The organism is Pseudomonas sp. LS-2 (assembly GCF_003605735.1).
Classification (GTDB): domain Bacteria; phylum Pseudomonadota; class Gammaproteobacteria; order Pseudomonadales; family Pseudomonadaceae; genus Aquipseudomonas.
The window spans coordinates 1-21,110 of record NZ_QXTJ01000001.1; the positions used below are offsets into that span (position 1 = coordinate 1).

The window sequence follows — 21,110 nt, forward strand, 5'->3', positions numbered from 1 at the left end:
GTAGATCTGCGCGGGCGGAGTCAACCACCTCGGCGAGCTCGTCTTCGCCTTCATCGCCGCCTTCGTCGACATTCATCTGGGCCAGCGAATACGCCTTGTATGCCTCCTGCACACCGTCGGCTGCAGCGGCGAGGTATTCAGCGTGCTCGATCGCGTAATCCTGAGGCGTGCGCTCATCCACCACTGCGCGGACATCCTCGGCAGTGGCAGCGAGAAGGGTGTCTATCTTTTTGCAGTCATCGGCGGTTACATGATCGGAAATCCATGCCAGACGCAGGAGCCGCAGCAATTCTGTTTGATCACTCATCTGATTCACCCTTCGCGGCTGGAGCGGATTGGTGGGCGAGGCAACTCTCAAGAAACTCGTTTGCCTGCTCGAAGCTCTCTATCCCATTTTTCTTAGCTTCGGTTCTAGCCTCCTGATGAGCCGGTCCAAAATTGTGGTCGTTCCAGACATATGCGAGCCAAAGCGTACGGCGCGCCAGGGACTGGAGCTTTCCATTGGACTCCCGCGCCTTGGCTATGTCGGATTCAAGATCGTCAACCCGCTGATCCGCCACGTTCAAGCGCTGCTGGAGTGCGGCGTTCTCGGCCTGCAGGCGGGTGACGTAATCGTCGAGGTCGATTTCATTTCCGCATTTCCAGCAGCAACCGTCGCAGTTGGCGCGCTCAGACAGTGTGAAGTCGGCCTTGCAGTTCCAGCATTTCAGACTTCCGCCAGCAGGCGGCACAGCGGCGTGGTGTTGGTGCTCATCGAACCGACGCTGAGCTTCCGCATCGCCTTTCAGGCAGCCACAGTGGTATGGGTGCGCGGTGTAGTCGGCGTGGCAAAGCCGGTCGGGGTATGACTTCTTCTCTTCGCACCCGCGGCGCGCCGAATGTGCCTGTGGTTGTTGGCATTCCTGACTCATAACTCCTCCTGAATATCCCGCTCACCGTCAGCCCGCATGGCGTCGATGGCGTATTGATGAATTTCCCGCGCCATTGCCAGCGCGGCGCTTGGTGACAAGTGGGTTTGAGGCAATCGGTGAAGGCTGATGCGATGGCTGCCATCAGTGCCAACAAAAACGGTGGCTTTGACCATTCGAACTGGTTCAGGCATGGCGATATCCCTGTAACCCAATCAGGTTACTTTTTGAGATGTAACCTCTGGAGGTTACTTTGGGGTTTGTCAGGCGGCGGCCATCAGCGCTTCGATCACGTGCTGGCCAGCGAGCGGAGGAACTGCGTTGCCGGCCATGTGCATGGTCAGCTTGTGGCTCGCGGGGCGTAGCGTGTCGGCGGGGAAGGACTGGGCAGCCAAGGCCTCACTGGCGCTTAGCATTCGCATCTCGCCGCCGCGTACCAGTGCCCATCGGTCCAGCGTGGTTATGGTTCCAATCGGCCTGTTCATGTCGCGTCCGGTGAGGCCAGAGCCTTTGCCGTAGTAAGGCATGATGAACTGGTCCCCATAGCGCTCCCGGCCGTTACGGACTCGGTTGAGAGTGGCCTGTGCTCGGCCTGGCTTGTTGATCGGTGACCACTTGCCCGCGTCGAAGTCGAGGAAGCTGGTAGCCGGAACGTGCCGGAATTGGGGAAGGTTCAGCATCAGCGGCGCTCGGCTGCGGGTCAGCACCATGAACAGTCGCACCCGGTGCTGCGGTACGCCCAAGTCTGCACAGTCGACGATGTGCGGGGCTGCCTGATACCCAAGTGCCTGCACCGCTTGCAGCCACGCCGGATAGAGCACCCAGTCGGCGAACTCAGGGACATTCTCGATCAGCGCCGCCTGCGGACGGTGGAACTCGAGAGCCGACACCGGCGCCCATGCGGTGGACCGGGAAGCATCGTGCTGTGGATTCCCAGCGCCTTTGCCTCGCGCGCGGGTGTGACCCTGGCAGCACGGAGAGGCAAGCAAGATGTCGTGGCTTGGAACCTTGGTCCAGTCCGCCTGGTGCAGGTCTTGGCAAATGTGCTGGGTGTCTGGGTGATTCGCGCTGTGCCACTCGACCGCGACAGGCCAGTGGTTGGCCGCCCAGAGTACTTCGACACCCGCAGCGCGGGCGCCGGTAGACCATCCGCCGAGTCCGGCGAACAAATCGATTGCTGTGGTCATGCTGATCCTCGCCAGTGGCGTGATTCAAAGTTGGGAAGGGGGATGTTTCAGGCGCGCCCGCCGAGATCCAGACCGATCTGACTTACTCGTTCGACACAGGCCGGGTTGAGCCAAATGCATTCGGTCCGGGTGGCGGTGCCCCGCGCGGCGGAAATCCGAGCCGATGTGCTGTAGCAGGTCCAGTCCGGCAACAGCTCGGCATAAAGCTCACTGGGGTAGCCGGATAGCACGACCATTCCTTCTAGATCGAGCAAAACACTGAGCAGCTTGCGGTGTTCGCCATCGTCCATTTCATGCCGGTAGTAACGCCCGCTGGTAGCGCCCTTGTACCTGGTTTCATGCACGTATGGCGGGTCGACGTAGTGGAGAGTTGCCGCGGCGTCGTGTGCTGTGATGACCTCGATTGCGGGCCGGTTCTCGATCAGGACGCCGGTAAGCCTCTGGCCAACTTCGGCGATCGAGTCCGGATACTCTGCCCAAAGCGACTGGGCCGTGCCGTACTGCCGCTTGGTGTCGATGCGGAAACCAGTGACGCCTTTCGTGGCACCGGCGGAGCCGAAGCCCATCTGCGCCCGCATGATTGTCCGCCGTGCGCGTTCTACCGGATCCCCTGCCGGCTCCCAGGACAATTCGAACTCTGCGCGGGAGTAGGGCGTCAGCACCAAGCGCTCAGTCAGTGCCGATCGCTTCGGCGGATCCTGCAGCACACGGAAAAGGTTCACGATGTCGCCATCGAGGTCGTTATATACCTCGGCGTATGAACGCGGCTTCTGCATCAGCACACCGGCGGCGCCGCCGAATGATTCGACGTAGCAGGTGTGGGGCGGAAAGTGTTGTAGCACCCACGGCGCAAGTCTGAACTTGGCACCGTGGTAACGGATAACCGGTGCGGAGATGGTCACTGTTCGATTCCATGCGGTTGGGAATGGCCTACGCTTACCTCTCCACAGGAAGGGAGAAGGTCATGAGCGAAGACAGGAAAAGGGTTTTTCGGATGGCGCGGAGTGCGTCACGGCTGTGCGTCACGCAATGTGAATGTGATCGCTAAGCTGATCATCCGGCATGCGGTCAGCGCCGCGAATAGAACTCGTGATTATCTCCTCATGTTCGATGAACTACGCTCCCTCAGCATCCCGGCACACACATTGACGCAACCACGTGCTGTGTCTACAGTTCGTCTCAATCAGCGCAGCCCCTGAACGAACATCGGAGCAAGACGAAATGAGATCAAAATTTATTGCCTGTCTTGAAGCGATCATCAACCCATGGGACAGCCACGAAAAAATGGCGGCAATGAATGAAGAATTCAAAAGACTGAATTCTCTGCCTAAAACGAATGCTTTCATGTGTGGAGTTATTCGCGATGGGAAGCAAGTTGTTTTAGTTTACGCAACTGAACCTGACCATTCACTTAATTAGGAAGTCACGCTTACTGAAGTCGCTTGATTGCGGCTTTGCCAGTTGCGCCATCGTTGTGATAAGGCGCCCTTACAGTAGACGCGCCTCCCGATCTTCCTTCGACATCTTGTCCCGGTCGCGCTTGTCCTGTTGGCGTTGTTTTGGAGTCTTCGCTGTCATCACGCAGCACTCCGTTCGAACTCGCCGGGCCCACAGTTCAGCAGGTCACAGACTCGGTTGATGATCCGAAGTGCGGCATCGAACACCTTCGCGTCGTCCGGCTCGCGGCTCAGTCGCTTCATGTTCGGCTGGTGTTCCAGACAGACCTTATCGACCAGACGCCAAGCCAGCTTTCTGAGCTAGTCGGCGCTGTTATGGGTGCGCAGGCTGAGAGCAAAGACCAAGGCAACATCCTCAGGCCGGTACTGGCCGCCGCTCCGGGTGTTGTAGAGCTTCTTTACCGAGGTCATCCATGAGGGAAGGCTTACGACTCCTGATGGCGTCTTTTCCATGGTCGGTCTCCTTGAGCCCGCTGGGAGGTAGGTGGTGTTGCGCCGCTCGCTTGCGACGCTGTGGCACAGATCGTTTCATCGGCTGGTGAGCATCTCGGCCTTGGCCTGCTCGATCTGCTTCTCCAGCTTCAGGATGGTTGCCTCGCCGCGCTCGGCGTCGGCTGGCTTCCAGTCCTTCGAAGCGGCCAGCAGCCGGTCGATGCTGTCGCGCATGTGCTGGATGTTCCAGTAGTTGGCGTTGTTGGTACTCATGATCAGGCACCTGCGAGGTAAGGCAGTTGGCGGAAGGGGATGTCATCGTCGAAGCTGTCGAAATCAGGGCCGTTCGTGCCTTGCTGGTTCTGGGCTGGCCTGCTCTGTTGCTGGGTGCGCTGCTGTGGCTGCTGGCGGGGCTGCTGTTGCGGCGCCTGTTGGGTCTGCTGTTGCGGTGCGGAACCGGCAAACTTGATGATAATTATCCGCCCCGTCAGCTTGATGCCCTGACTGCCGTCGCTCTTGTCGAAGGTCTCTACATGAGCATCGTCGATGGTGAAGTGCAGCTGCTGGCCTTTGAGCAGGTACGGCGCCAGGGCTTCGGCCTGTTTGCCCCACAGCGTTGCGTCGACCCACTGGGTGGGACGCTTGCCGTCCTGACCTTTGCGTCCGTATTCGCAGGCCAATGGCAAGTTGCAGACGGCGTCGCCGCTGGGGGTGTAGCGCAGTTCAGCGTCGCGGCCCAAGCGGCCGATATCGGTAAGTGTTGGCATGGGGGCTCTTACTTGATAGTGATTGAGGATTTGCCAGTTTCAGAATGAGCGCCTGGTACTTCGAGGCCGTCTTTGATCGCCTTGGCAATCATGGCCTTGTCAGGTGTGCTGGTGACTTTTGTGTTCATGTAGTCATCGGGGACGATTTTATCGTTGTCGATCACTACGACTGGCCGACCCTTGCCCAGGCTGATGGTGAAAAGCGGGTGGCTTATCTTTGTGATGCCAGAAGCCTCCATGTTGGAGCGCAGGTACTCCTTCAGCGATTCCTTGCGGTTGGTGATGATCCGCTTCCTCTCGGTAAGCCGATCAATCTGTGACTGGATCGCCTCCAGATCACCGTCGATGTTTAGAGTCAGCATGGCAATCGCCTTGCCCTTGTCCTCAAACTCCGCCTGAATCGCGCCCATGGTGTCGTGAAGCGCGACGGCCAGGTCTTCGTCTGCGGTTTCGGCCAGTACGGCCAGTTCTTGGAATTCCTTGCTGATCTGGTAGAGAGCGGTCATTACGCGGCCTCCTTCTGGAATCTCGGCCTCTGCTCGTCATACTCGCGAGCGATGCGGGTTACGGCTTTGTTGTCGTTGCGCGCCGCAAGCTTTTTGACCGCCACATCGTGGATCTTCTTGAGCTCGTTGGCGGACTGGGCACCTTTCAGCAGGTCGACTACAGACTGGATATAGTCGAGTCGGGCCTGTTTCTGGCGTTCCTCCTCTTCCACTTTGTCTTCGGCCTTTTCCAGCGCGACCTCATCACGCACCGCCTCAACGTAGGCTGCGTCGTCGAACATCCCCATGTGGATGTCGGCTGCGAAACCGAGCGGCTGGAGGCATTTGCCTATGGCGTCCGTGAGAGACTTCTTCGCGGCTTCCCAGTCGGTGATAATTTTTCCCTGCTGGAGCAACACGAAGGGGGTATGGCCGTAGTGCTGGACAGTGCACTTCTGGCCGCCCTTGCCGAGATACCAGAGCTCTATTTTCAGCGTGTGCAGCTTGGCGTTGATGCGGGGCGCGTCTGGCCATTCTTTAGTTGGCGCCTGGAGTGGCCCGCCTTCGTCGAAGCGATCCTCCAGCACTGTCCAGCCCCAGCCTTCACCGCACGGCCCGAATACTTCGGTCGCTTTGCGCATGAGGTAGGTAGGCTTGATAGCCGTACCCTTGAAGCCGCCCATGCCGGTGAAGTTATTTGTTGCGCTCGGGTCGGTCGTGTTGACCTGATCCCAAATTCTTGTGTTGTCGGACATGAATGTCTCCCGCGCCATCCGTGTGCCGGGGCGCTGCGATTGAATAGGGTGGGGGTTGAATCAGTGCGGTGCGTAAGCGCTGGCGATCATCCAGGCAGAGCAGAGGAGCAGGGTGAAGAAGCTGCCGCGCCAGAATGCGATGCGCTTGGCGTTCTGGTAGCGGTTCATGGCGTGTGCCTTCCTTCACCGCGGCATTTCCAACACTGCGAGGTGCTTCCGTGGTACGGCCCGGATGTCGTGATGACTCCTGAGCCATGACAAGGCGCGCATGTGACCTTGGACTGCTCACGCCGAAGCGCTGCCTGAGACTCGGCTAGCTCGCGCACCATAGGATCGGCTGGGCGAAAGGAGTGCTCGCTGATGCTTTCCGCAATCCCCGCAGCGTCTTCCGCGACCAGGTCTATCTGCTCGGCAGTAGCCGCCACGCCATGCTGCTCAAGTGATTCAGCGATCAGCTCTTTCCAGAGATCAAGACTGCTCATGGCCGAACCCTCACCGCGATCCGACGCCCTTTCATGATCGGCGCCAGGCGCTGTTTCAGATCACACACCCGCATCTCGCGAGGCTTGCCGATGATCTCATTGAACGGAAGGCCGAAGCCGAGGATGGCGATTCGGCGCTCCACGTCATCGAGCTGTTCGTCGATCAGAGATTTCACGATTGGCGTACTCATTGGGCGGCCTCTCGCTTGATCACAGTGACATCCCAGAATTCGCCACCGCCGCCTATTTCGAACTTGCCACCGTGGTACTCGGCCTTGTCAATCAACGCCTTCATGAAGTCGCTGGTCACATCTTGGCGAGAACCTTCTGTGATTTCGGTTCCCCTGGCGTTTTCGTGCCCGGCAATTACCCGGCCAGTGAGCGCGGTAACAGCCAGTCTGATTTTCTTGCTCATGCCGCCATCCTCGCTTCACGCCCAGCCAAGCGCCTGAAGCGCTCACAGTAGTAGGCGAATTCTTCCGGGTTGATTTGGTTGCTGGTGAACAGGTTGATGATCTGGCGCTCTACTATGGCTTCGTAGAAGGGCGGGTAATCCAGAGTTTCGAGCTGATCCAGCTGCTTGCTGATGTGGACGTGAGGGCTGTTCACAGTTCGTCATCCTCTGCTTCAGCCTGAAGACCTGCCTCGGCGTGCGGCTCGACCAGCGCTACGGCAATATCGAACAGCTTGCCCATCGGCGTTTGGCCTTCGCCGAGCAGGCCCAAGGCGAACGTCTTGGCAGGTGCGCCGCCAATAGCAGCGATCACCAACTGGGCGTAGAAGTCTTCGTCATCCATCCCGTCGATCTGCCGCTGATTCAGATGCTCCTGAACCTTGCTCAGGAACGTGGAGTACTCGACGACGATGGGGGAACAGAGACGGCGGCGAATCACCAGGTCACAGCCGCGCATCAGGTTCTCGGCGGTGTCTTCGATCCAGCGGTGAGTCGCTTCCTCACGCCCGGAGTCGTCATCCGGCTGCATGTTGTCCCAGCGCGCTTGCGCTCTTGCGAATGAGTTCATCGCTGAATCCTCTGCTGTGCCCGGTAACGGCGCACATAGCCGTTCGTGAGGCGCTTAATGATTCGGGGGTAGCGATCAGGCTGGTGAAGGCGGCAGGGCAGATGCTCGCGCCCCCAGCCTTCGTGATCGCAGTAGTCGCAGTCGCAGTGCTTCTTGAGCAGCGCTGCAGCCTCTGCCCGACAGGCCGCGCGCAGCGTGAACCACCGACGCCCACCGCCACGAAAGACGGTTGCCGGTTCAGTCGTGACGTTCATGGTCGCCTCCGTAGGCGCTGTTCAACCGCATTGATCAGATGCCCGCGCAGGTGACCAAGCCCGTGCCGTGAAGCACGCGGGCACCTGTCGATGCGGTCGTTATGGGGTAGGGGTGATGCAGGGGGCCGCGTTGCGCGGTGCAGAAGTCTTCCGCATCGGTGAAGTGATCTGGCTGACCACATATTCCAGTTGTCGCTGGTTTATGGCGGGTCATTCCAGATCACTCCCCGATGCCACCTCATGGGAAGTGGCTGGACTTCAAGCCTGGCCAGCATCGTCTATCAGCAGCCCTTGCTCGCGGCAGAACTGGACCTCTGCGTCGTAGCCGGCGCGGCTCAACACTTGCTGGCCACGGCTGTCGTAAATGGCTCGATGGAATCCGGCGCCGCTCTTGCGTGGCGTCCGCTCTACTGTGTAGCCGTGGCGTTGAAAGCAGCCATTGGGGCTGTTTGGATCTGGCATGTGACTCTCCTCTGCATCCCGCTGCGCACTCTGTGAATGCGCGGGAGTGATGATTCAGCCGATGATGATTGGATTCGCAAATGCGTAATCCATGGCTTCCTGATTTGCTTGGTCGCTGTCGAGAAAGCGAATCGCCCAAGGCATCAAGGTTTGAACAGTCCCGTCCGGCATTTCGACGATCGCAACGCTGAAGTTGCCGGGCCCGTTCTCAAACTCTTCGTACTCGACGCCCTATCCGTGAAACTTGCCCTCCGCTGCGTCTTCAATCCCCGTCCGCATGCCGCGGCTGTCATGGATTGCTTTCATCGTCATTACTGGTCGCATCGCATTACCTCCGTTGATTTCCGATGCCGCCTCATAGAAGCGGCATCAGTAAATCTTTGGGTCATGTCAGAAACTCATGCCAGGCGTTCAGGTACTGGCTTCCGTTCCCGCTGTTGGTGAACCGCCAGATCAAGACATCCATCCCGCCGCCAACCTCGCGGAAGTAACAGAGGTTTTCATCTACCCGATCCACCCAGCCGAGCAGTTCACCGGCTGGCTTGGTCATGTGCTTGTCGCTGGTGAATACGCGACAGCCCTTCATGGGCTTGAAGAGCCTCATGAGGCATGCTCTTCATTCGGCCAGTCCGAGTCGGCGTCGAGCATGATCAGCGGCGAGGCAGACTCACTGATAAAGCGCGGGCCAAGCACTACAAAGCTGACAACCTCGTTGTCGTGCTCTTCGTATAGGCCTGTTTCAGCGCAGTAGCGGAGAGTCACGCCCGATTTGAAGTGATTGAACTGGATCGCTGTGTACGGCACCTGTGTGTGCATTGCCATTTCCTCCCTTGGATTTCCAAAGCACCCGAGTAACCAGGTGCTTCAGTAAATCTGTGGGTCTTGTCACTCACTGCGCCCTTCAGGGTCATTCGCACAGTTCGGTCATCACCTCGCCAGACTGAGCCCCTCAATGGCTTTCATCTGGCGCCGGTCGCCTCACAAGCGCAGCGGTTTTTTTCCTTCGGTTTACTGACCTCCCACCGATGGTGCCGGGAGTGACCTAACCGGTTTGGCCGGGTAGTCGTTCATGGCGCTGGTTGTTAAAGAGCTGTCGGGTCTCTTGAGGCCCTGTCGCACCGTTGGTTTGTCGCTGCGATGGGTGAAATTTAGCCCCAAGCTAAAGGCTAGTCAATAGCTCTGAGCTAAATAATTTAGCTTTGCGTGAAATTTACAGCCTGTGCCATCGACGCGGTCAAAAAGATCGATGAGGAATTGAGGGGGGGTTTACGCGCCGCTTAGCAGCGAGCTAAGATTTGCAGAAGCTGTACATACATACAGTAATCAAGGAGAAGCTGATGGCCCGCGCAGAAAAGAAAAAACCTCAAGAACGCCAGCCGATGTCCGGCATCGAGCGACTGAATCTCAGGGTTTCAAACATGATCAACCACCCGATCGCTCAAGAACGAAAGAGCGTGACGATCCACAGGCTGGAAACAGACGGTGATCGAGAATGGGAGGAGGTGATGGGCGTGCTATCAGAAGTGGACGGGATCGACATGACATTCAACGATGAGGATGAGTCGGTGACCCTAAGCTGGGAAGCTCCAGCGGATGACGATCCGCGAGCCCAGGTGCAAGAGGAGTTTGATGCGGTAGAAGAGGCCGCACCTTTCTGACAGGCACAAAAAAGCCCGCTTAAGTGGCGGGCCTTTTCATTTGAGAATTTACTTCGTTAGCAAGGAGATTAGCTGCTCGAACCGATTATTAGCCACCCAGCCAAGAATCAAGACGACCACAAACGAAGCGCCTGCAATATACGAGATTCGACGCTTTATGGTTGTTAGGTCACCGTGAACCTCTTTGAGGTCGGTTTTAACCTCGTCAAGATCCCTGCGGATGTACTCCACATGGGTCTCAAGCTTCGCAACGCGGGCTTCCATTTCGTTACCTCCGCCACCGCCACCAGGCGCTTCACTTTTCCATGATGGATGACCTGAGATAACTCTTCCAGTGGAATCTTTGATGACCGGCGCGTTATTCACCTTTAGATCTCCGAACGTCTGCATGCCCAATCATGCGAGCAAGCGTCTCGGCGAGTTCTCGGGCTACGTCCATCGGAATGGTTAGCCCAGCAACGTCAAGGCGAATCACCTCCATGTCTCCGGTTTCGACACCGTGCACGCCATCCTCAACAAAAAACCTAGTACTTTTTACGTTGACGGTATTCCTGCCGAATGTCAGATGAATGGCTTCATCATCGTTCCAAGTGATGGCGAAAGCGTCAAACTTGTCAACTTGCTCGTCAAGATAAGAACCCGCTTTGATGTGCGGTATCACGGTGGTGGTGGTTTTGGTCATTGTCCGTCCTTGAATTTTGAGGGCTTGAGAGCGGCGTCAAGCTTTCCGAGCGTTCCAGATCAGCAAAACCTTCGCGTGAATAGTCACGTCTTCGATCCTAGCTGTCTGATTTTCATAGTGCTGGTTGTCCGAGATCAGCCGGTAGTGATCCTCATCGAGGCGCATCACCCGCTTGATGTAAAGCTCTTGGTGCCAGGTCAGAACGTAGATCCCGTCACCAATGAAGTCCTGTACGCCCTTGTCGACGATGACCAGATCCTTGTCATTGATGGTGCCTTCCATGCTTTGGCCCCAACCGTTGATCATTCCCAACGACTTGGCAGACGTGTAAGTGACGCCTTTCTCGCGAAGTATCTCCTCACGCACTACCAGATTACGGACCACTTCTGTGTAGTCCGGAGGCACTTGGCCGTGGCCCATCGCCGCGCGGATGTCGTACTGAGGGATCACGATTTCATCATTGGTAGGTCTGAGGCTGGATATGTTCGCCGGGAAAACGTCGGGGCGCCCGTCGTCAGGCTCTTCCGCAGCAGCAACAATTCTATCTCGTGCTTCGGTCGTTAAACCTTTCACCTTCGCCAACATTCGCTTTACCTGGTCAGCAGCGGTGGCAGAGGGCTCCTGGATTGTGAGCGACTCGGCTGCTTTTGAAGTTGGGTAGCGATCCCCATCGTCAGATGACAGAGAGTCAAACCAGCCTCTAGGGAGGTTCTCGACCATCTCGATACGCCGCGCCACGTCATCACCAAGATTCTTTGCGGTCTTGTCGGAGAGGATCTGACTCAGGTGAGCAGGCGCCATCCCCCAGCGTTCAGCGCACGCGCCTTTCTTCTGGTTTCCGATCAGTTTGATCAATTGCTGCTTGCGAATCGCATAAATATCCATGCGCGCAAGAATGCCAGCGTTTAGCTCAATGCTAAATGTGCTCACAGCTAAATATTCCTTGCTCAAATGTTAGCCGCAAGCTAAATTTCTCCCATATTGAGGAGAATCCCATGAATGAGCACCTGCGTGATTGGCTTGCCAACGCCCCAAACGATCGGCGTCAGTCTGTTGCGGCGGCCGCAAAAACCACTGTTGGTCATCTTTGGCAGTTGGCTGGCGGGCATCGAAAAGCATCTGCCGAACTGGCTGACCGCCTTCAAGACGCCTCCGGCGGCGAGATCACTATCGCTGGTCTGCGTCCTGACCTTCTCGATCTCGCACACAAGGTTCTGCGGGGCGCCGCCTAACCGCGCTTCGGGCTGAGCGAGATCGTCGCCAGCTCGAAGCCGCGCAGAGCCTCCTGGCTCAACTGATCACGCAACTGACTGGCCTTCTGCTCGAACGCAGGCCAGAGCCTCATCTGGGAAGACAGGGGCAGGGTGGATGCCAAGGCACCCACAAAGCAACAGAGGGCGGTTATCTCGCCTTGCAGTTCGGAAGAGTCGGTCATGGATACGTCCTTGATCATTTTCAGTAAAGCAATTCTCAACGTGTTGGCATTGCGCCACCACGGAAATAATTCAAGAGGTTTCCGATGGAAGAATTTCTGCAGGCAATACACAACGCAGTGAAGGCAGAAGGGGCCAAGGACTTCTACTCGAAGGCTGGTTTCAAGACGCACATCGGACTTCTGCAGCACACCAATCCGCACAGCGAATCGCACACGCTGAACCTGCCAAAGTTTTTGTTGATCGCTCAGAACCTGAGCACAGAGAACCAGTTCCGGGTGCTCAGCGCGCTTGCTGCTGGATTTGGATACGACTTGGTAGGGAAAGCGCCGGTACAGCCTCAGGCGCTGACCTCATCGCTGATCAACGTTGGCAAAGAAGTGGCCGACCTGACCATCGCCGTTCATGAAGCGCTCGACGACAACCACGTCAGTGCATTCGAGAAAGCCCAGATCCGCGTCGAGATCGACCACGTTCGTAAGAGCCTGGACGTGATGGACGCTTCAGTCCGAGCAGCCTGAATTTCAGGCACAAAAAAACCACCGGGCCTGGTGGTTCTTAAGTACAGCAATCAGCGAGAACGATTATGGCAGCACTACATGCGATAAGCAAAGGTCGGTTGAGGATGCAGCTCACTGAATTGGCTGGAAGCGCCGTAGCCGTATATCCGGCTTTCAGGCGCGTTCTCGGGTTGAGCGCATCCGCCGCTCAGTTCCTTTCTCAAGCCGTCTATTGGACCGAAAAGACCAACGATGGCTGGTTCTACAAAACCGAATCTGAATGGGAGGTGGAAATCGGCCTGTCATGCAAAGAGGTGCGCACTGCACGCAAGAGCCTGGGACAGATCCAGCTCTTGGAAGAAGTCAGAAAGGGCGTTCCGGCAAAAATGCATTTCCGTGTCGACACCGAGTTGCTGCTCGATTATCTGTCCGGCGAGAAGGCTATCCCAGTCCTTCCCAAAGAGCACAACAAGTCCTGCCCAAACGGCACAACTGGTTCTACCCAAACGGCACAACAAGTCCTGCCCAAAGGGGCAGACAAGTGCGACCTAAACGGCACAACTATTACAGAGACTACACAGAAGACTACACAGAAGACTACTTCACAGGCGCTCGCTCCGGCTTCGCCAAAGCGTGCCAGGAAAAAATCCGAAGGTGACGAAGCCAAACAGGAAGCCTGTCGTGGAATCTGGGCGACCTATGCCAGTGCCTACCAGGACCGATACGGCGCAACGCCTGTTCGCAATGCCAAGGTCAATCGCCAAGTTGTTGAACTCTGGAAACGTCTTGGTGGTGAAGCGGCAGCGGTCGCCCAGTTCTTCGTCGGCATCAACGATTCGTACCTAATCCGCAACTTCCACGACATCGGATCGCTGCTCGCCAAGGCGGAGAGCTATCGCACTCAGTGGGCTACCAATCGCCAGATGAACGCGACTACAGCCCGCCAGATGGAGCAGACCCAAGCAAACATGAATGCTGCGCACGAGGCAGCGTCCGCCATTCGCAACGGGGGAGGTAAGGGCAATGCTTTCATGCGATGAACAAGCTGATCTGGCAATGGCCATCTGTGCCACAGCGGAAACCTTGGGGCAGGTTATCAGCCCGAATGCCGCGAAGATGATGGCTGAAGACTTGGCTGACCACTCCGTAGACGTGATCGCCAACGCCCTGCGTGGTTGCCGCCGCGAGCTGACTGGCCGCCTCACCCTCGGTGCCATCCTTCAGCGCGTCCAAGCTGCGGACGGTCGCCCGGGAAAGGATGAGGCCTGGTCTATGGCGCTGGCAGCCAGCGACGAATTTGAAACCGTCGTGCTGACCGATGAAATCCGGCAAGCCATGGTCGCCTCAGGCCCAATCCTCGATGCCGGTGACAAGGTCGGCGCCCGGATGGCGTTCATGAGCGCCTACGAACGCCTTGTGGGCAATGCGCGTGCCGAGAGCCTTCCAGCGAAGTGGGAGGTGTCGCTGGGGTTTGATCCCGGCCGCCGAGTAATTGCCATCGAGTCTGCTGTGCGTTCGCAACTCATCAGCCATGACGCCGGGAACAGGTATCTCGCTGACTTGCGGATTGCTCCGATCACACCCGAGGGACAGGCCATCGCCGGACTTCTGACCGGACAGGCCCCTGCGCGTGTCAGTCCGAAAATGCGCGAAAAGCTGGCAGAAGTCCGTTCGATCCTCACGGCGAGCAAGGCACGAAAGGAACAGGAGCGCCGCAAGGAGGCTCAGCGCCGCCGCGTAGACAACTACCTCCGCAAGCGCCGTGCACGAGCTGCGATTGCCGAACTACAGAGCAAGAAGGAAGCCCGCCCATGACCAGCCGAATCTGGATCGTGCTCACTCTCATAACCCTGTTAGCTGGGTATGGCTTCAACCACAAGGTGGAGCGGCCTGCTCAGTCCGTGAATCTGCAGGAGGTTTTTCGATGAGTCCACTGATCATCCTGCAAACCCAACCATGCCCGGTGAGCTGCGTGTCCACCTGCCTGGCGATGATTGTGAATCGCCCGGCGGCTGACGTCATCGAGGAGCTGCACAAGCCATACCGAGATGGCGATCTGACTCTTCGCGAAATGCTTGATTACCTGGGCGTCAAATACACCGCTTTCTACAGCCTCGACACACCGCCGCTCGCAGACGAGGGGGTTTATCTGTGCACCGCGCCGTCTCTGAACATCGAGGCAGGCAATCACCAGATCTTGATCGAGGTAACGGACGAGAATTATTTCGTGCTCGATCCAGTCCAGGGTCGTGAGGGCCGGAAGTTTTACGTGGCGCGCGGGAAGGGCAACGGTGACCCGCTGGCGATTGATCTCGGCGGATTTGTTATCGACGCATTCATCGCTCGGGACTGCCTGTTGACCCTGAGAGCTCACGCCGATCAGGAAGAGGTGGCCGCATGAACGACATTCAGAAGCTGAAGGCGCTGGCTGAGGCTCAGCCAGAGAAAGTGTGGACTCACAGCGAAGGTGAGTTGTCCATGATGACTGGTTCTCGTATGTACTATGTGTCCGGTCCAGAAGGGGCGTCTGATTGGGAGAACTGGGGATTCACACGCCGCGCCGCATCATTCATCGCCGCCGCCAACCCTGCCGCAGTGCTGGAGCTGATCGCGGAGATTGAGCGGCTCGAAGAAAGAAACGTTTATTGGATTGATCAGGCAAACGCCATTGCGCGGGGCCGACACATTGCTCGAACTGAGCGCGACCAGCTCAAGGCCGAAAACGAGGCGCTCGTTATCGCGCTGAACGACATTCTGCGGGTGACCCCGATGGGCGTCGAAGCATTCGGGATTGCTGCGTTGGCGCTCGGTGAACTGGGCGTGAGCAATGAGGACAGCCATGACTAACGTCCAATTCCACAGTTTGGCAGGTCCAATCTGGCTTATCGCCTCAAACACGGAGCCTTCTCTTTGGTTCGCTACTGCGTGTGCGGCGATGTTCGCCTATCACGGTTGCGCCGTCGCCTGGTGCATGTGGAAGGAGCTTCGCCATGGCTGAAGTCGCCCTCATTCGCACCGCCCAAGGCCTGGTGCCTGCCACCGAAGCCGACCGCGAAACCATGCAGAAGTGGAAGGCCGGTCAGGTCATCCACGGCAAGTTCACCAAAATGCGCAACGCCAAGTTCCACGGCAAGTTTTTCTCGATGCTGGATCTGGCGTGGGAATACTGGGAGCCAGTCGGCGGTCTTGTGCCTCGGCAGGAGTTGCGCGGCATCCAGGGCTTGGCCAAGTTCTTCGAGAAGGCCAGCGGCAAGCCGGGGCAGCTCTCTGAAGCCGTGGCAGCTTACGTCGCTCAGATCGAAGCTGAGCGTGCCGAACGATTCCCAGCCGTGGACAAGAGCCGCGAGGCTTTCCGCGACTGGATCACCATCGAGGCTGGGCATTTCCACCTGGTGCAGACCCCTGACGGCATCCGCAAGGAGCGCAAATCGATCAGTTGGTCGGCCATGGACGATCTGGCGTTCGAGCCGCTTTACCGCGACGTCTTCAACGCCTGCTGGCGACTGGTGCTGTCTGCGCATTTTGAGTCTGAAGAGGCGGCACAGTGCGCTGCTGACATGATCGGGAGCTACGCATGAAGACTTATCAGGCCCTCAAAAGTGTCGCCCGCTGCATCGTCACCATGCTGGAGGCTGGGTATCACGGCCAGCCCGCGGCCTGCCAGTTTGGGGGTGGGCTTTGATCGGACAGGCAGTGAAGAAGTCGCCGCCGGCACGCCGGAAGAAACGCTGCGTGAATGCCGAGTGCGGGACCGCGTTCATCCCTCAACGCCTCGGGCAGAAGGTGTGCAGCCCATCCTGCGCACTCGCTGAGGCCAAGAACCCTGCGAACCAGGAGAAAGCCCACAAGGCACTGGCAGAGCTGGACCGTCAGGACATCAAGGTGCGCAAGGAGAAGCTGAAGAGCCGCGGCGATCACCTTCGGGAGGCTCAGCAGGCGTTCAACGAGTACATCCGCTGGCGTGACCAATTGGCCGGGCACTTGTGCATCTCGAGCGGTAAGCCATTGGACTGGAGCGGTAACGCCGTAGACGCCGGGCATTACCGCAGCGTTGGCTCGGCGCCACACCTCAGGTTCGACGAGCGCAACTGTCACGCCCAGAGCAAACAGGACAATCGGTTCTTGTCGGGCAACGCCGTGGATTACCGGATCGGCCTCATTGCCCGCATCGGCCAGGCCGCAGTCGACGAACTGGAGTCGGATCAGTCGGTGAAGAAATACACCGTCGACGACCTGAAAGAGATCAAGGCCCTGTACCGGGCAAAGACCAGAGAGCTGAAGGGGAGAGCAGCGTAATGATCAACTTGAATTCAGCACGCCTCGCATGGCATGACGCGCTGTACACGCCGTGGGATAGCCAGGGCGCGCACATTGAACAAATCGGCCTGTTGGGTTGCTCGGTGCAGAAGACCGAGAAGTCGGTGAACAGCCGCCACGCAATGCATCAGTCGATATCGGCCCGGATCCAACATGCGATTGCCACACTGCCAGCCCATCTGCAGGCGTTCGGCAACTTTATGTACAGCCCAATCGCTACGTTCGACGACAAGGAAGAGGCGGACGACGCGGTTTTCATGGCTGCGTATCGCGCCGGGCCGAAGATGTACGCCAAGAAGTTCGAGAAGGCGCGCCTGGTTGCCCAAGGCGTTGTGCACCGCTATCGACGAATGCACCAAGGCGGCCAGAGTGAAGGGGTTGACCCGTGCCCGTCGCCGGAGGCGTTCCGCTCATGGCTGCTTAGCGTGCTCGGTTTGGAGCTATCGTCCGAGCAATGGACCCGAGAATGGGAGGGCTTCATTCTGGCCTGTTTTAACGCTTGCAACGACCTCGACAAGGCAGCTTTGGTGCCTGTCTCTTTGGCGATAAAAGAGATGAAAATTGCTGCTTGACGACAAATGTCCGGCTCAGGCATTATCCGCTCCATCGTGACAATTTCGCCTCTGGCGAATTTCACCAGAAGCCTCGCCAAGTGCGGGGCTTTTTTGTGGGTGAGCGAAAACCAAACCTCCGAGGATTGCTGAATGATGATGAAGCGACTGACCGTGTATCTGGGGCTCGCGCTCGCCGCCTGCCTGTCCTGTTTCTCCCTGACCGCGCTGGCCGACCCGGTGACCTCGGCGCTTCACGCCGTCCGTTCCATGGGCGAGACGCAAAGTGTTGCGTTCAAGCGTTTGGAATTGACCCTTGTTGCATGGCGAACGGGCAGTCAACCCACCGACGAAGCACTGAAGTCCAATTTGCGCGCATCCAGCAATCACTTCGAAATGGCCTCGGCGAAGCCAAAGCCAGAACGCGACGGTCCGTCGATCTGCTGAATACGCCAGAAGGCAAGAAAAAGCCCGGACGCCATGCCGGGCTTTTTTGTACCTCCGAGGAAAGCCGCTACGCAGTGGCTGTTTTCCCGGATGTATCTGCTTCCCCAATCCCTCGGAACCTCTGATCGCCATGTTCAGCGAGGGCATCATTCGTCCCTGAATCCATCGTGCTGCTCCTCCAGCGCTCCTTTGCCCGTCTCCTTGCGGGCGTTTTTATTCCGGAAAGCCCATGACCGACGTATCCCGCATCGCTGACAGCACGGTGTTTAAAATCGTCGTGCCTGTCCTCCAGACGATCCTGTCTGCTGCTGCGATTGGCGCGTTCGTGTATGTCGTGGGCTCGCTGTCCACGCTTCAGGCTTCACTGAACGCATACCAGACCAGCCAGGCACTGCTGACCCAGCGCGTTGACTCCCTCGAACGCTCGCGCGATGCCGGCGACAAGTTCATCGACACCCTGCGGAGCTCCGACCAGCGCCAGGACTTCCGCCTGGACTCGCTTACCGAGATGGTCAAGTCGTTCGGACGGCCAAAGTGAGGTGCGCACTGGTTGTAGTGCTGTTGCTTGCCGGCTGCGCACAGCAGGACGCAGTAAACCGGCAGCCAGCCGAGCACAAGACAACGGTTTTCCGGTTCACGTCTGCCCCGTCGGCATGTCCTGAGCCCGAACCACCAAAGGCCGCACTGCGCCGCGTGACGAAGAGCCGTGACGACTGGAAGCGCTACGCCGAAAGCCTCGAAAAACTCATTCCCTCGGACGCAGAACATGGCCCTCATCCCTGAATGGCGTAAGGCCTGGCGAATGACCAGTGTTCAAATAGCAGTGCTGATTGCTGCTGTGAATGCTGCGGCCATAGGGTGGTCAGCATTCCAAGGATTGGTAAACCCGATCGTATTCGCTTCGGTGAACCTCGGGCTGGGTGTCGCCGTAGCTGTTGCCCGAGTGATCCCGCAGTCGAAGTTGCGCGAGCCGCCTGATCAGCAATAGCGCGCCACAAATTCATCGGCCCAAGGTGAAGCGCTGGATCTGCGCGCGTTTGAGCTGCGACGGTTGCTTGCGTGATCATCGGTTCGGCAGTGAGCCGGGCAAGGTCGAGCGCCGCAAGGAGCCCAGATAGGCTGGCGGGCGGAAACGGAGCGGGTAATTCCCAGCAAAATACCGCTTGCTATGTGTACCCTAAAGGTACATAATGTTTTCCATGGGTAGCACAGAGGGTGCAGCCCGAGCCCGAAAGGAAGACGAATGCAGAAAGAAAGAGAGGAACTGGAGCTTGAGAAACTGCAAGCTGAGGTTCACAAGCTGGCCGCCGAGACGCGAAAGCTGATCGCCGAGACCAACAAGATGAAGCGGGAAACAACGTTTTACCCGTTTGTAGCGGCAGGAGGGATAGTCACAGTGATCGTTACCGCCGCCGCCTTCATCCACAAGTTCTAAGCAAAGGCCCCGAGCGATCGGGGCCACTGCCTAACGGGTCTTGAGATTTATCAGGATTCGAGCGACAGTTACCACACAGGGTCTGCAACGGCATGACCCGGCATCCCAAACGAGGAAGACCATGAGCCACGATCAAGTCATAAAGCAAATGCGGGAAGACCTTGAGCAACTGGGCAATGAGGTCCGTAATGGGCCACGCCACGAAGCTCGAAGCATACTGGTCTCTGCGACCGCCGGCACGGCATTCGCGCTCGCCGTATTCTGGGTAGCCTTCAAGTTCCTCGCCTGACTGATCACCAGCCCCGCATTAGACGGGGCATTCGGACGCTCAATGAAACGTATCCAACGCTATGACCCGCCATCCGTAGGTGACTTAGCTCGCCTGAAAGCAGAACTCGAATTCACCAGCTCACAAATGGCTGACTTGGCAGGACTCGCCCAGGGCGCCCAGTGGCGTAAATACACTGGCGGCGTCCAGCCACGTGAACTGAGCCAGCACATGCACTTCTACATGGCTGCTCTGCTCACGCTCTCGGACGAAGAGCTGGGGAAGGTTATTGACCGCATGCGTTCACAAGGCGCAGAGGTCGAGTTAGGTCCGCTGCCTGCTGGACGACCTCCCAGATCTTCTGAGTAGCTCGACAATCTGGTTTACCTCGCGCCACGAATTCAGATGCGTCCGTTTCGTGGCGCATTTCGCGGGTGCCATAATGGTCTCTCACTAACGGAGGCTGTCATGGATTACAAAAAGCTAACGCCGCAGGACCTGGACAACACCAGATTCGCCCGCGCAGACGCAGCGGAGTTGCGATTCAATGCCAAGCAGGCGATCGAGAAGCTGGCAGCAGAATTGACAGACGATGACGGTGCCAAGCTTGGCCTGTCGATTACCCCCTCTTCGGACGGTTTGGACTCGGCAATCGAGTCACCGTTTGGAGTCGCTCGAGGTAGATGTCTGATTCGTCTCGGCAATGAAGGCGTTTATGCAAAGTATGTCTTCGAGCGTAAGGATCGGGATGAGTTAGATCGGGACAGGTGGCTCGAGGTCTTCCACTTCAAGATCGACCGGGACAAGCGGATAAGCTCTGAAGTGCCGGACGAGCAGCCATTTCATGTCGAGCGAAACTATCGGCATCAGTACTTCGTGCTGGCCCAGTCGCTCACAGCTGCGCTCGGGCGCGATCTGAACTGAAAACTCGGTCGCGCCAAATCCATAGCGAGACCCATATGGCGCGACCTTTCCCACCCAAGTCATTCGAAGAAATGTCAGAGTTACGCATGCTTGGCATCCGCCTGACTCCGGCACCGGAGGTTTGGGAGTGGATCACCGAACAGATCCTCTCAGACACCGGCAGCATTCATAACCCCGATCACGCTCACCTGATAGATGCACCGATACGCATCCTCTGGGCGTCCTCATGTTTCGAGAAGCAGGGTCGCACGGTACTGGGCCAGGCCGAATCGGTGATGTTCCGTGCTGGCGGATGGCAGAAGGCCCGACAAGAGCAACAGATGACCGACTGGTTCGGTGAAGTGCCGGACTTCCTCATCACGCTGGCTGCTGACTATTGCGCTCAATGCACCGACGCTGAGTTCTGCGCGCTGGTCGAACACGAGCTTTATCACATCGCCCAGAAGCTCGATCAGTACGGCGCTCCCAAGTTCAAAGAGGACGGGACGCCCAGTCTTACGCTTCGTGGTCACGACGTGGAAGAGTTCGTCGGTGTGGTACGTCGCTATGGTGCGAGTGATGACGTACAGCAGCTGGTAGACGCTGCCAGCAAGCCACCTGAAGTGGCGAACATCAACATTTCGAGGGCCTGCGGAACCTGTCTGCTCAAGTCGGCCTGATTCCATGACAGGTTTTGACGGATGA

39 protein-coding genes and 2 pseudogenes are annotated in these 21,110 nt (G+C 57.8%); 20 read left to right on the forward strand and 21 right to left on the reverse strand.

Annotation, left to right across the window (positions count from 1 at the left end; all coding sequences use genetic code 11):
* A pseudogene (locus D3M70_RS00005) lies at positions 1-307 on the reverse strand (hypothetical protein); the annotation flags it as partial.
* A 31-nt stretch (positions 308-338) separates the two neighbouring features.
* On the opposite strand from D3M70_RS00005, the gene D3M70_RS31845 reads away from it, so the two are divergent.
* On the forward strand, positions 339-848 hold the full coding sequence (locus D3M70_RS31845; protein ID WP_165869705.1) for a hypothetical protein: 510 nt from the start codon (positions 339-341) through the stop codon (positions 846-848).
* A gap of 59 nt (positions 849-907) precedes the next feature.
* Here D3M70_RS31845 and D3M70_RS31635 read toward each other — a convergent pair whose 3' ends face one another.
* The 3 genes from D3M70_RS31635 to D3M70_RS00020 all read right to left on the reverse strand — a co-directional run bounded on the left by D3M70_RS31635 (position 908) and on the right by D3M70_RS00020 (position 2,997).
* On the reverse strand, positions 908-1,102 hold the full coding sequence (locus D3M70_RS31635) for a hypothetical protein (protein WP_133306423.1): 195 nt from the start codon (positions 1,100-1,102) through the stop codon (positions 908-910).
* 69 nt (positions 1,103-1,171) lie between these two features.
* The gene (locus D3M70_RS00015; protein WP_120123279.1) at positions 1,172-2,095 is read right to left on the reverse strand and encodes a DNA cytosine methyltransferase; all 924 of its coding nucleotides are present in this window, start codon (positions 2,093-2,095) and stop codon (positions 1,172-1,174) included.
* A gap of 47 nt (positions 2,096-2,142) precedes the next feature.
* The gene (locus tag D3M70_RS00020) at positions 2,143-2,997 is read right to left on the reverse strand and encodes a DNA adenine methylase (RefSeq protein ID WP_120123281.1); all 855 of its coding nucleotides are present in this window, start codon (positions 2,995-2,997) and stop codon (positions 2,143-2,145) included.
* Positions 2,998-3,316: 319 nt separating this feature from the next.
* On the opposite strand from D3M70_RS00020, the gene D3M70_RS31640 reads away from it, so the two are divergent.
* Entirely contained in the window at positions 3,317-3,514 is a 198-nt protein-coding gene (locus D3M70_RS31640; RefSeq protein ID WP_133306424.1) for a hypothetical protein, read from the forward strand.
* A 158-nt stretch (positions 3,515-3,672) separates the two neighbouring features.
* Here D3M70_RS31640 and D3M70_RS33915 read toward each other — a convergent pair.
* From D3M70_RS33915 to D3M70_RS00090, 13 genes and pseudogenes are all read right to left on the reverse strand, one after another.
* Positions 3,673-4,005, reverse strand: a pseudogene (locus D3M70_RS33915) (hypothetical protein).
* Between the two features lie 75 nt (positions 4,006-4,080).
* A complete protein-coding gene (locus D3M70_RS31850; protein WP_165869706.1) occupies positions 4,081-4,257 on the reverse strand; it encodes a hypothetical protein in 177 nt (58 codons plus the stop codon).
* 2 nt (positions 4,258-4,259) lie between these two features.
* Positions 4,260-4,751: a single-stranded DNA-binding protein gene (gene ssb, locus D3M70_RS00030; protein ID WP_120123283.1), complete on the reverse strand. Its 492-nt coding sequence runs from the start codon at positions 4,749-4,751 to the stop codon at positions 4,260-4,262.
* A gap of 8 nt (positions 4,752-4,759) precedes the next feature.
* Positions 4,760-5,257 carry a siphovirus Gp157 family protein gene (locus tag D3M70_RS00035; RefSeq protein ID WP_120123286.1) on the reverse strand — a complete coding sequence of 166 codons (498 nt, stop codon included), beginning with the start codon at positions 5,255-5,257 and terminating at the stop codon, positions 4,760-4,762.
* On the reverse strand, positions 5,257-5,991 hold the full coding sequence (locus D3M70_RS00040) for a hypothetical protein (protein WP_120123288.1): 735 nt from the start codon (positions 5,989-5,991) through the stop codon (positions 5,257-5,259). The genes D3M70_RS00035 and D3M70_RS00040 overlap by 1 nt, the downstream gene beginning before the upstream one ends.
* Positions 5,992-6,469: 478 nt before the next feature.
* Positions 6,470-6,664, reverse strand: coding sequence for a hypothetical protein (locus tag D3M70_RS00050; protein ID WP_120123292.1), 195 nt, complete (start codon positions 6,662-6,664; stop codon positions 6,470-6,472).
* Positions 6,661-6,888 carry a hypothetical protein gene (locus tag D3M70_RS00055; protein WP_120123294.1) on the reverse strand — a complete coding sequence of 76 codons (228 nt, stop codon included), beginning with the start codon at positions 6,886-6,888 and terminating at the stop codon, positions 6,661-6,663. Before D3M70_RS00055 ends, D3M70_RS00050 begins: the two co-directional genes overlap by 4 nt.
* The gene (locus D3M70_RS00060; RefSeq protein WP_120123297.1) at positions 6,885-7,082 is read right to left on the reverse strand and encodes a hypothetical protein; all 198 of its coding nucleotides are present in this window, start codon (positions 7,080-7,082) and stop codon (positions 6,885-6,887) included. The genes D3M70_RS00055 and D3M70_RS00060 overlap by 4 nt, the downstream gene beginning before the upstream one ends.
* The gene (locus D3M70_RS00065) at positions 7,079-7,495 is read right to left on the reverse strand and encodes a hypothetical protein (protein ID WP_120123299.1); all 417 of its coding nucleotides are present in this window, start codon (positions 7,493-7,495) and stop codon (positions 7,079-7,081) included. Before D3M70_RS00065 ends, D3M70_RS00060 begins: the two co-directional genes overlap by 4 nt.
* The gene (locus D3M70_RS00070; protein WP_120123302.1) at positions 7,492-7,749 is read right to left on the reverse strand and encodes a hypothetical protein; all 258 of its coding nucleotides are present in this window, start codon (positions 7,747-7,749) and stop codon (positions 7,492-7,494) included. Before D3M70_RS00070 ends, D3M70_RS00065 begins: the two co-directional genes overlap by 4 nt.
* A 258-nt stretch (positions 7,750-8,007) precedes the next feature.
* On the reverse strand, positions 8,008-8,211 hold the full coding sequence (locus tag D3M70_RS00075; RefSeq protein ID WP_120123304.1) for a hypothetical protein: 204 nt from the start codon (positions 8,209-8,211) through the stop codon (positions 8,008-8,010).
* A gap of 385 nt (positions 8,212-8,596) precedes the next feature.
* Positions 8,597-8,815, reverse strand: coding sequence for a hypothetical protein (locus D3M70_RS00085; protein WP_120123307.1), 219 nt, complete (start codon positions 8,813-8,815; stop codon positions 8,597-8,599).
* Positions 8,812-9,027, reverse strand: coding sequence for a hypothetical protein (locus D3M70_RS00090; RefSeq protein WP_120123309.1), 216 nt, complete (start codon positions 9,025-9,027; stop codon positions 8,812-8,814). The genes D3M70_RS00085 and D3M70_RS00090 overlap by 4 nt, the downstream gene beginning before the upstream one ends.
* A gap of 521 nt (positions 9,028-9,548) precedes the next feature.
* Here D3M70_RS00090 and D3M70_RS00095 point away from each other — a divergent pair.
* Positions 9,549-9,869 carry a DUF1654 domain-containing protein gene (locus D3M70_RS00095; protein ID WP_120123311.1) on the forward strand — a complete coding sequence of 107 codons (321 nt, stop codon included), beginning with the start codon at positions 9,549-9,551 and terminating at the stop codon, positions 9,867-9,869.
* 48 nt (positions 9,870-9,917) lie between these two features.
* Here D3M70_RS00095 and D3M70_RS32440 read toward each other — a convergent pair whose 3' ends face one another.
* Genes D3M70_RS32440 through D3M70_RS00110 form a run of 3 tightly spaced genes read right to left on the reverse strand, consistent with a single transcriptional unit; the run spans position 9,918 to position 11,436 of the window.
* Positions 9,918-10,259: a hypothetical protein gene (locus tag D3M70_RS32440; RefSeq protein WP_256659645.1), complete on the reverse strand. Its 342-nt coding sequence runs from the start codon at positions 10,257-10,259 to the stop codon at positions 9,918-9,920.
* Entirely contained in the window at positions 10,228-10,551 is a 324-nt protein-coding gene (locus D3M70_RS00105; protein WP_120123317.1) for a hypothetical protein, read from the reverse strand. Before D3M70_RS00105 ends, D3M70_RS32440 begins: the two co-directional genes overlap by 32 nt.
* A 36-nt stretch (positions 10,552-10,587) precedes the next feature.
* Positions 10,588-11,436 carry a S24 family peptidase gene (locus D3M70_RS00110; RefSeq protein WP_120123584.1) on the reverse strand — a complete coding sequence of 283 codons (849 nt, stop codon included), beginning with the start codon at positions 11,434-11,436 and terminating at the stop codon, positions 10,588-10,590.
* Positions 11,437-11,546: 110 nt separating this feature from the next.
* Between D3M70_RS00110 and D3M70_RS00115 the strand changes: the two genes are divergently transcribed.
* On the forward strand, positions 11,547-11,783 hold the full coding sequence (locus D3M70_RS00115; RefSeq protein ID WP_120123319.1) for a hypothetical protein: 237 nt from the start codon (positions 11,547-11,549) through the stop codon (positions 11,781-11,783).
* On the opposite strand, the gene D3M70_RS00120 is transcribed toward D3M70_RS00115, so the two are convergent.
* The gene (locus tag D3M70_RS00120; RefSeq protein WP_120123322.1) at positions 11,780-11,986 is read right to left on the reverse strand and encodes a hypothetical protein; all 207 of its coding nucleotides are present in this window, start codon (positions 11,984-11,986) and stop codon (positions 11,780-11,782) included. The genes D3M70_RS00115 and D3M70_RS00120 overlap by 4 nt on opposite strands.
* An 84-nt stretch (positions 11,987-12,070) precedes the next feature.
* Between D3M70_RS00120 and D3M70_RS00125 the strand changes: the two genes are divergently transcribed.
* The 16 genes from D3M70_RS00125 to D3M70_RS00195 all read left to right on the forward strand — a co-directional run bounded on the left by D3M70_RS00125 (position 12,071) and on the right by D3M70_RS00195 (position 21,085).
* Positions 12,071-12,505, forward strand: coding sequence for a phage regulatory CII family protein (locus D3M70_RS00125; protein WP_120123324.1), 435 nt, complete (start codon positions 12,071-12,073; stop codon positions 12,503-12,505).
* Positions 12,506-12,609: 104 nt separating this feature from the next.
* Positions 12,610-13,524: a hypothetical protein gene (locus D3M70_RS32445; protein WP_256659647.1), complete on the forward strand. Its 915-nt coding sequence runs from the start codon at positions 12,610-12,612 to the stop codon at positions 13,522-13,524.
* Positions 13,508-14,299 (forward strand): hypothetical protein, encoded by a 792-nt coding sequence (locus D3M70_RS00135; RefSeq protein WP_120123326.1) that lies wholly within the window; start codon positions 13,508-13,510, stop codon positions 14,297-14,299. Before D3M70_RS32445 ends, D3M70_RS00135 begins: the two co-directional genes overlap by 17 nt.
* Before the next feature lie 109 nt (positions 14,300-14,408).
* On the forward strand, positions 14,409-14,885 hold the full coding sequence (locus D3M70_RS00140; RefSeq protein ID WP_120123328.1) for a hypothetical protein: 477 nt from the start codon (positions 14,409-14,411) through the stop codon (positions 14,883-14,885).
* Entirely contained in the window at positions 14,882-15,331 is a 450-nt protein-coding gene (locus tag D3M70_RS00145; protein WP_120123330.1) for a hypothetical protein, read from the forward strand. The genes D3M70_RS00140 and D3M70_RS00145 overlap by 4 nt, the downstream gene beginning before the upstream one ends.
* 143 nt (positions 15,332-15,474) lie before the next feature.
* The gene (locus D3M70_RS00150) at positions 15,475-16,062 is read left to right on the forward strand and encodes a DUF1367 family protein (RefSeq protein ID WP_120123332.1); all 588 of its coding nucleotides are present in this window, start codon (positions 15,475-15,477) and stop codon (positions 16,060-16,062) included.
* Positions 16,063-16,177: 115 nt separating this feature from the next.
* Positions 16,178-16,780, forward strand: coding sequence for a recombination protein NinG (locus D3M70_RS00155; protein ID WP_120123334.1), 603 nt, complete (start codon positions 16,178-16,180; stop codon positions 16,778-16,780).
* Positions 16,780-17,373, forward strand: coding sequence for a hypothetical protein (locus D3M70_RS00160; RefSeq protein ID WP_305955073.1), 594 nt, complete (start codon positions 16,780-16,782; stop codon positions 17,371-17,373). The genes D3M70_RS00155 and D3M70_RS00160 overlap by 1 nt, the downstream gene beginning before the upstream one ends.
* 132 nt (positions 17,374-17,505) lie before the next feature.
* Entirely contained in the window at positions 17,506-17,799 is a 294-nt protein-coding gene (locus D3M70_RS00165) for a hypothetical protein (protein ID WP_120123336.1), read from the forward strand.
* 229 nt (positions 17,800-18,028) lie between these two features.
* Entirely contained in the window at positions 18,029-18,337 is a 309-nt protein-coding gene (locus D3M70_RS00170) for a hypothetical protein (RefSeq protein ID WP_120123338.1), read from the forward strand.
* A 228-nt stretch (positions 18,338-18,565) separates the two neighbouring features.
* Complete coding sequence (locus D3M70_RS00175; protein ID WP_120123340.1) at positions 18,566-18,787, forward strand: hypothetical protein; 222 nt, start codon at positions 18,566-18,568, stop codon at positions 18,785-18,787.
* A gap of 255 nt (positions 18,788-19,042) precedes the next feature.
* Positions 19,043-19,234, forward strand: coding sequence for a hypothetical protein (locus D3M70_RS00180; RefSeq protein ID WP_120123343.1), 192 nt, complete (start codon positions 19,043-19,045; stop codon positions 19,232-19,234).
* A 121-nt stretch (positions 19,235-19,355) separates the two neighbouring features.
* The gene (locus D3M70_RS31855; RefSeq protein ID WP_165869707.1) at positions 19,356-19,523 is read left to right on the forward strand and encodes a hypothetical protein; all 168 of its coding nucleotides are present in this window, start codon (positions 19,356-19,358) and stop codon (positions 19,521-19,523) included.
* A gap of 42 nt (positions 19,524-19,565) precedes the next feature.
* A complete protein-coding gene (locus tag D3M70_RS00185) occupies positions 19,566-19,871 on the forward strand; it encodes an XRE family transcriptional regulator (protein ID WP_120123345.1) in 306 nt (101 codons plus the stop codon).
* Between the two features lie 99 nt (positions 19,872-19,970).
* Positions 19,971-20,426, forward strand: a complete 456-nt coding sequence (locus tag D3M70_RS00190; protein ID WP_120123347.1) for a hypothetical protein — start codon at positions 19,971-19,973, stop codon at positions 20,424-20,426.
* 35 nt (positions 20,427-20,461) lie between these two features.
* Entirely contained in the window at positions 20,462-21,085 is a 624-nt protein-coding gene (locus D3M70_RS00195) for a putative metallopeptidase (RefSeq protein ID WP_120123349.1), read from the forward strand.
* The last annotated feature ends 25 nt before the right edge of the window (positions 21,086-21,110 follow it).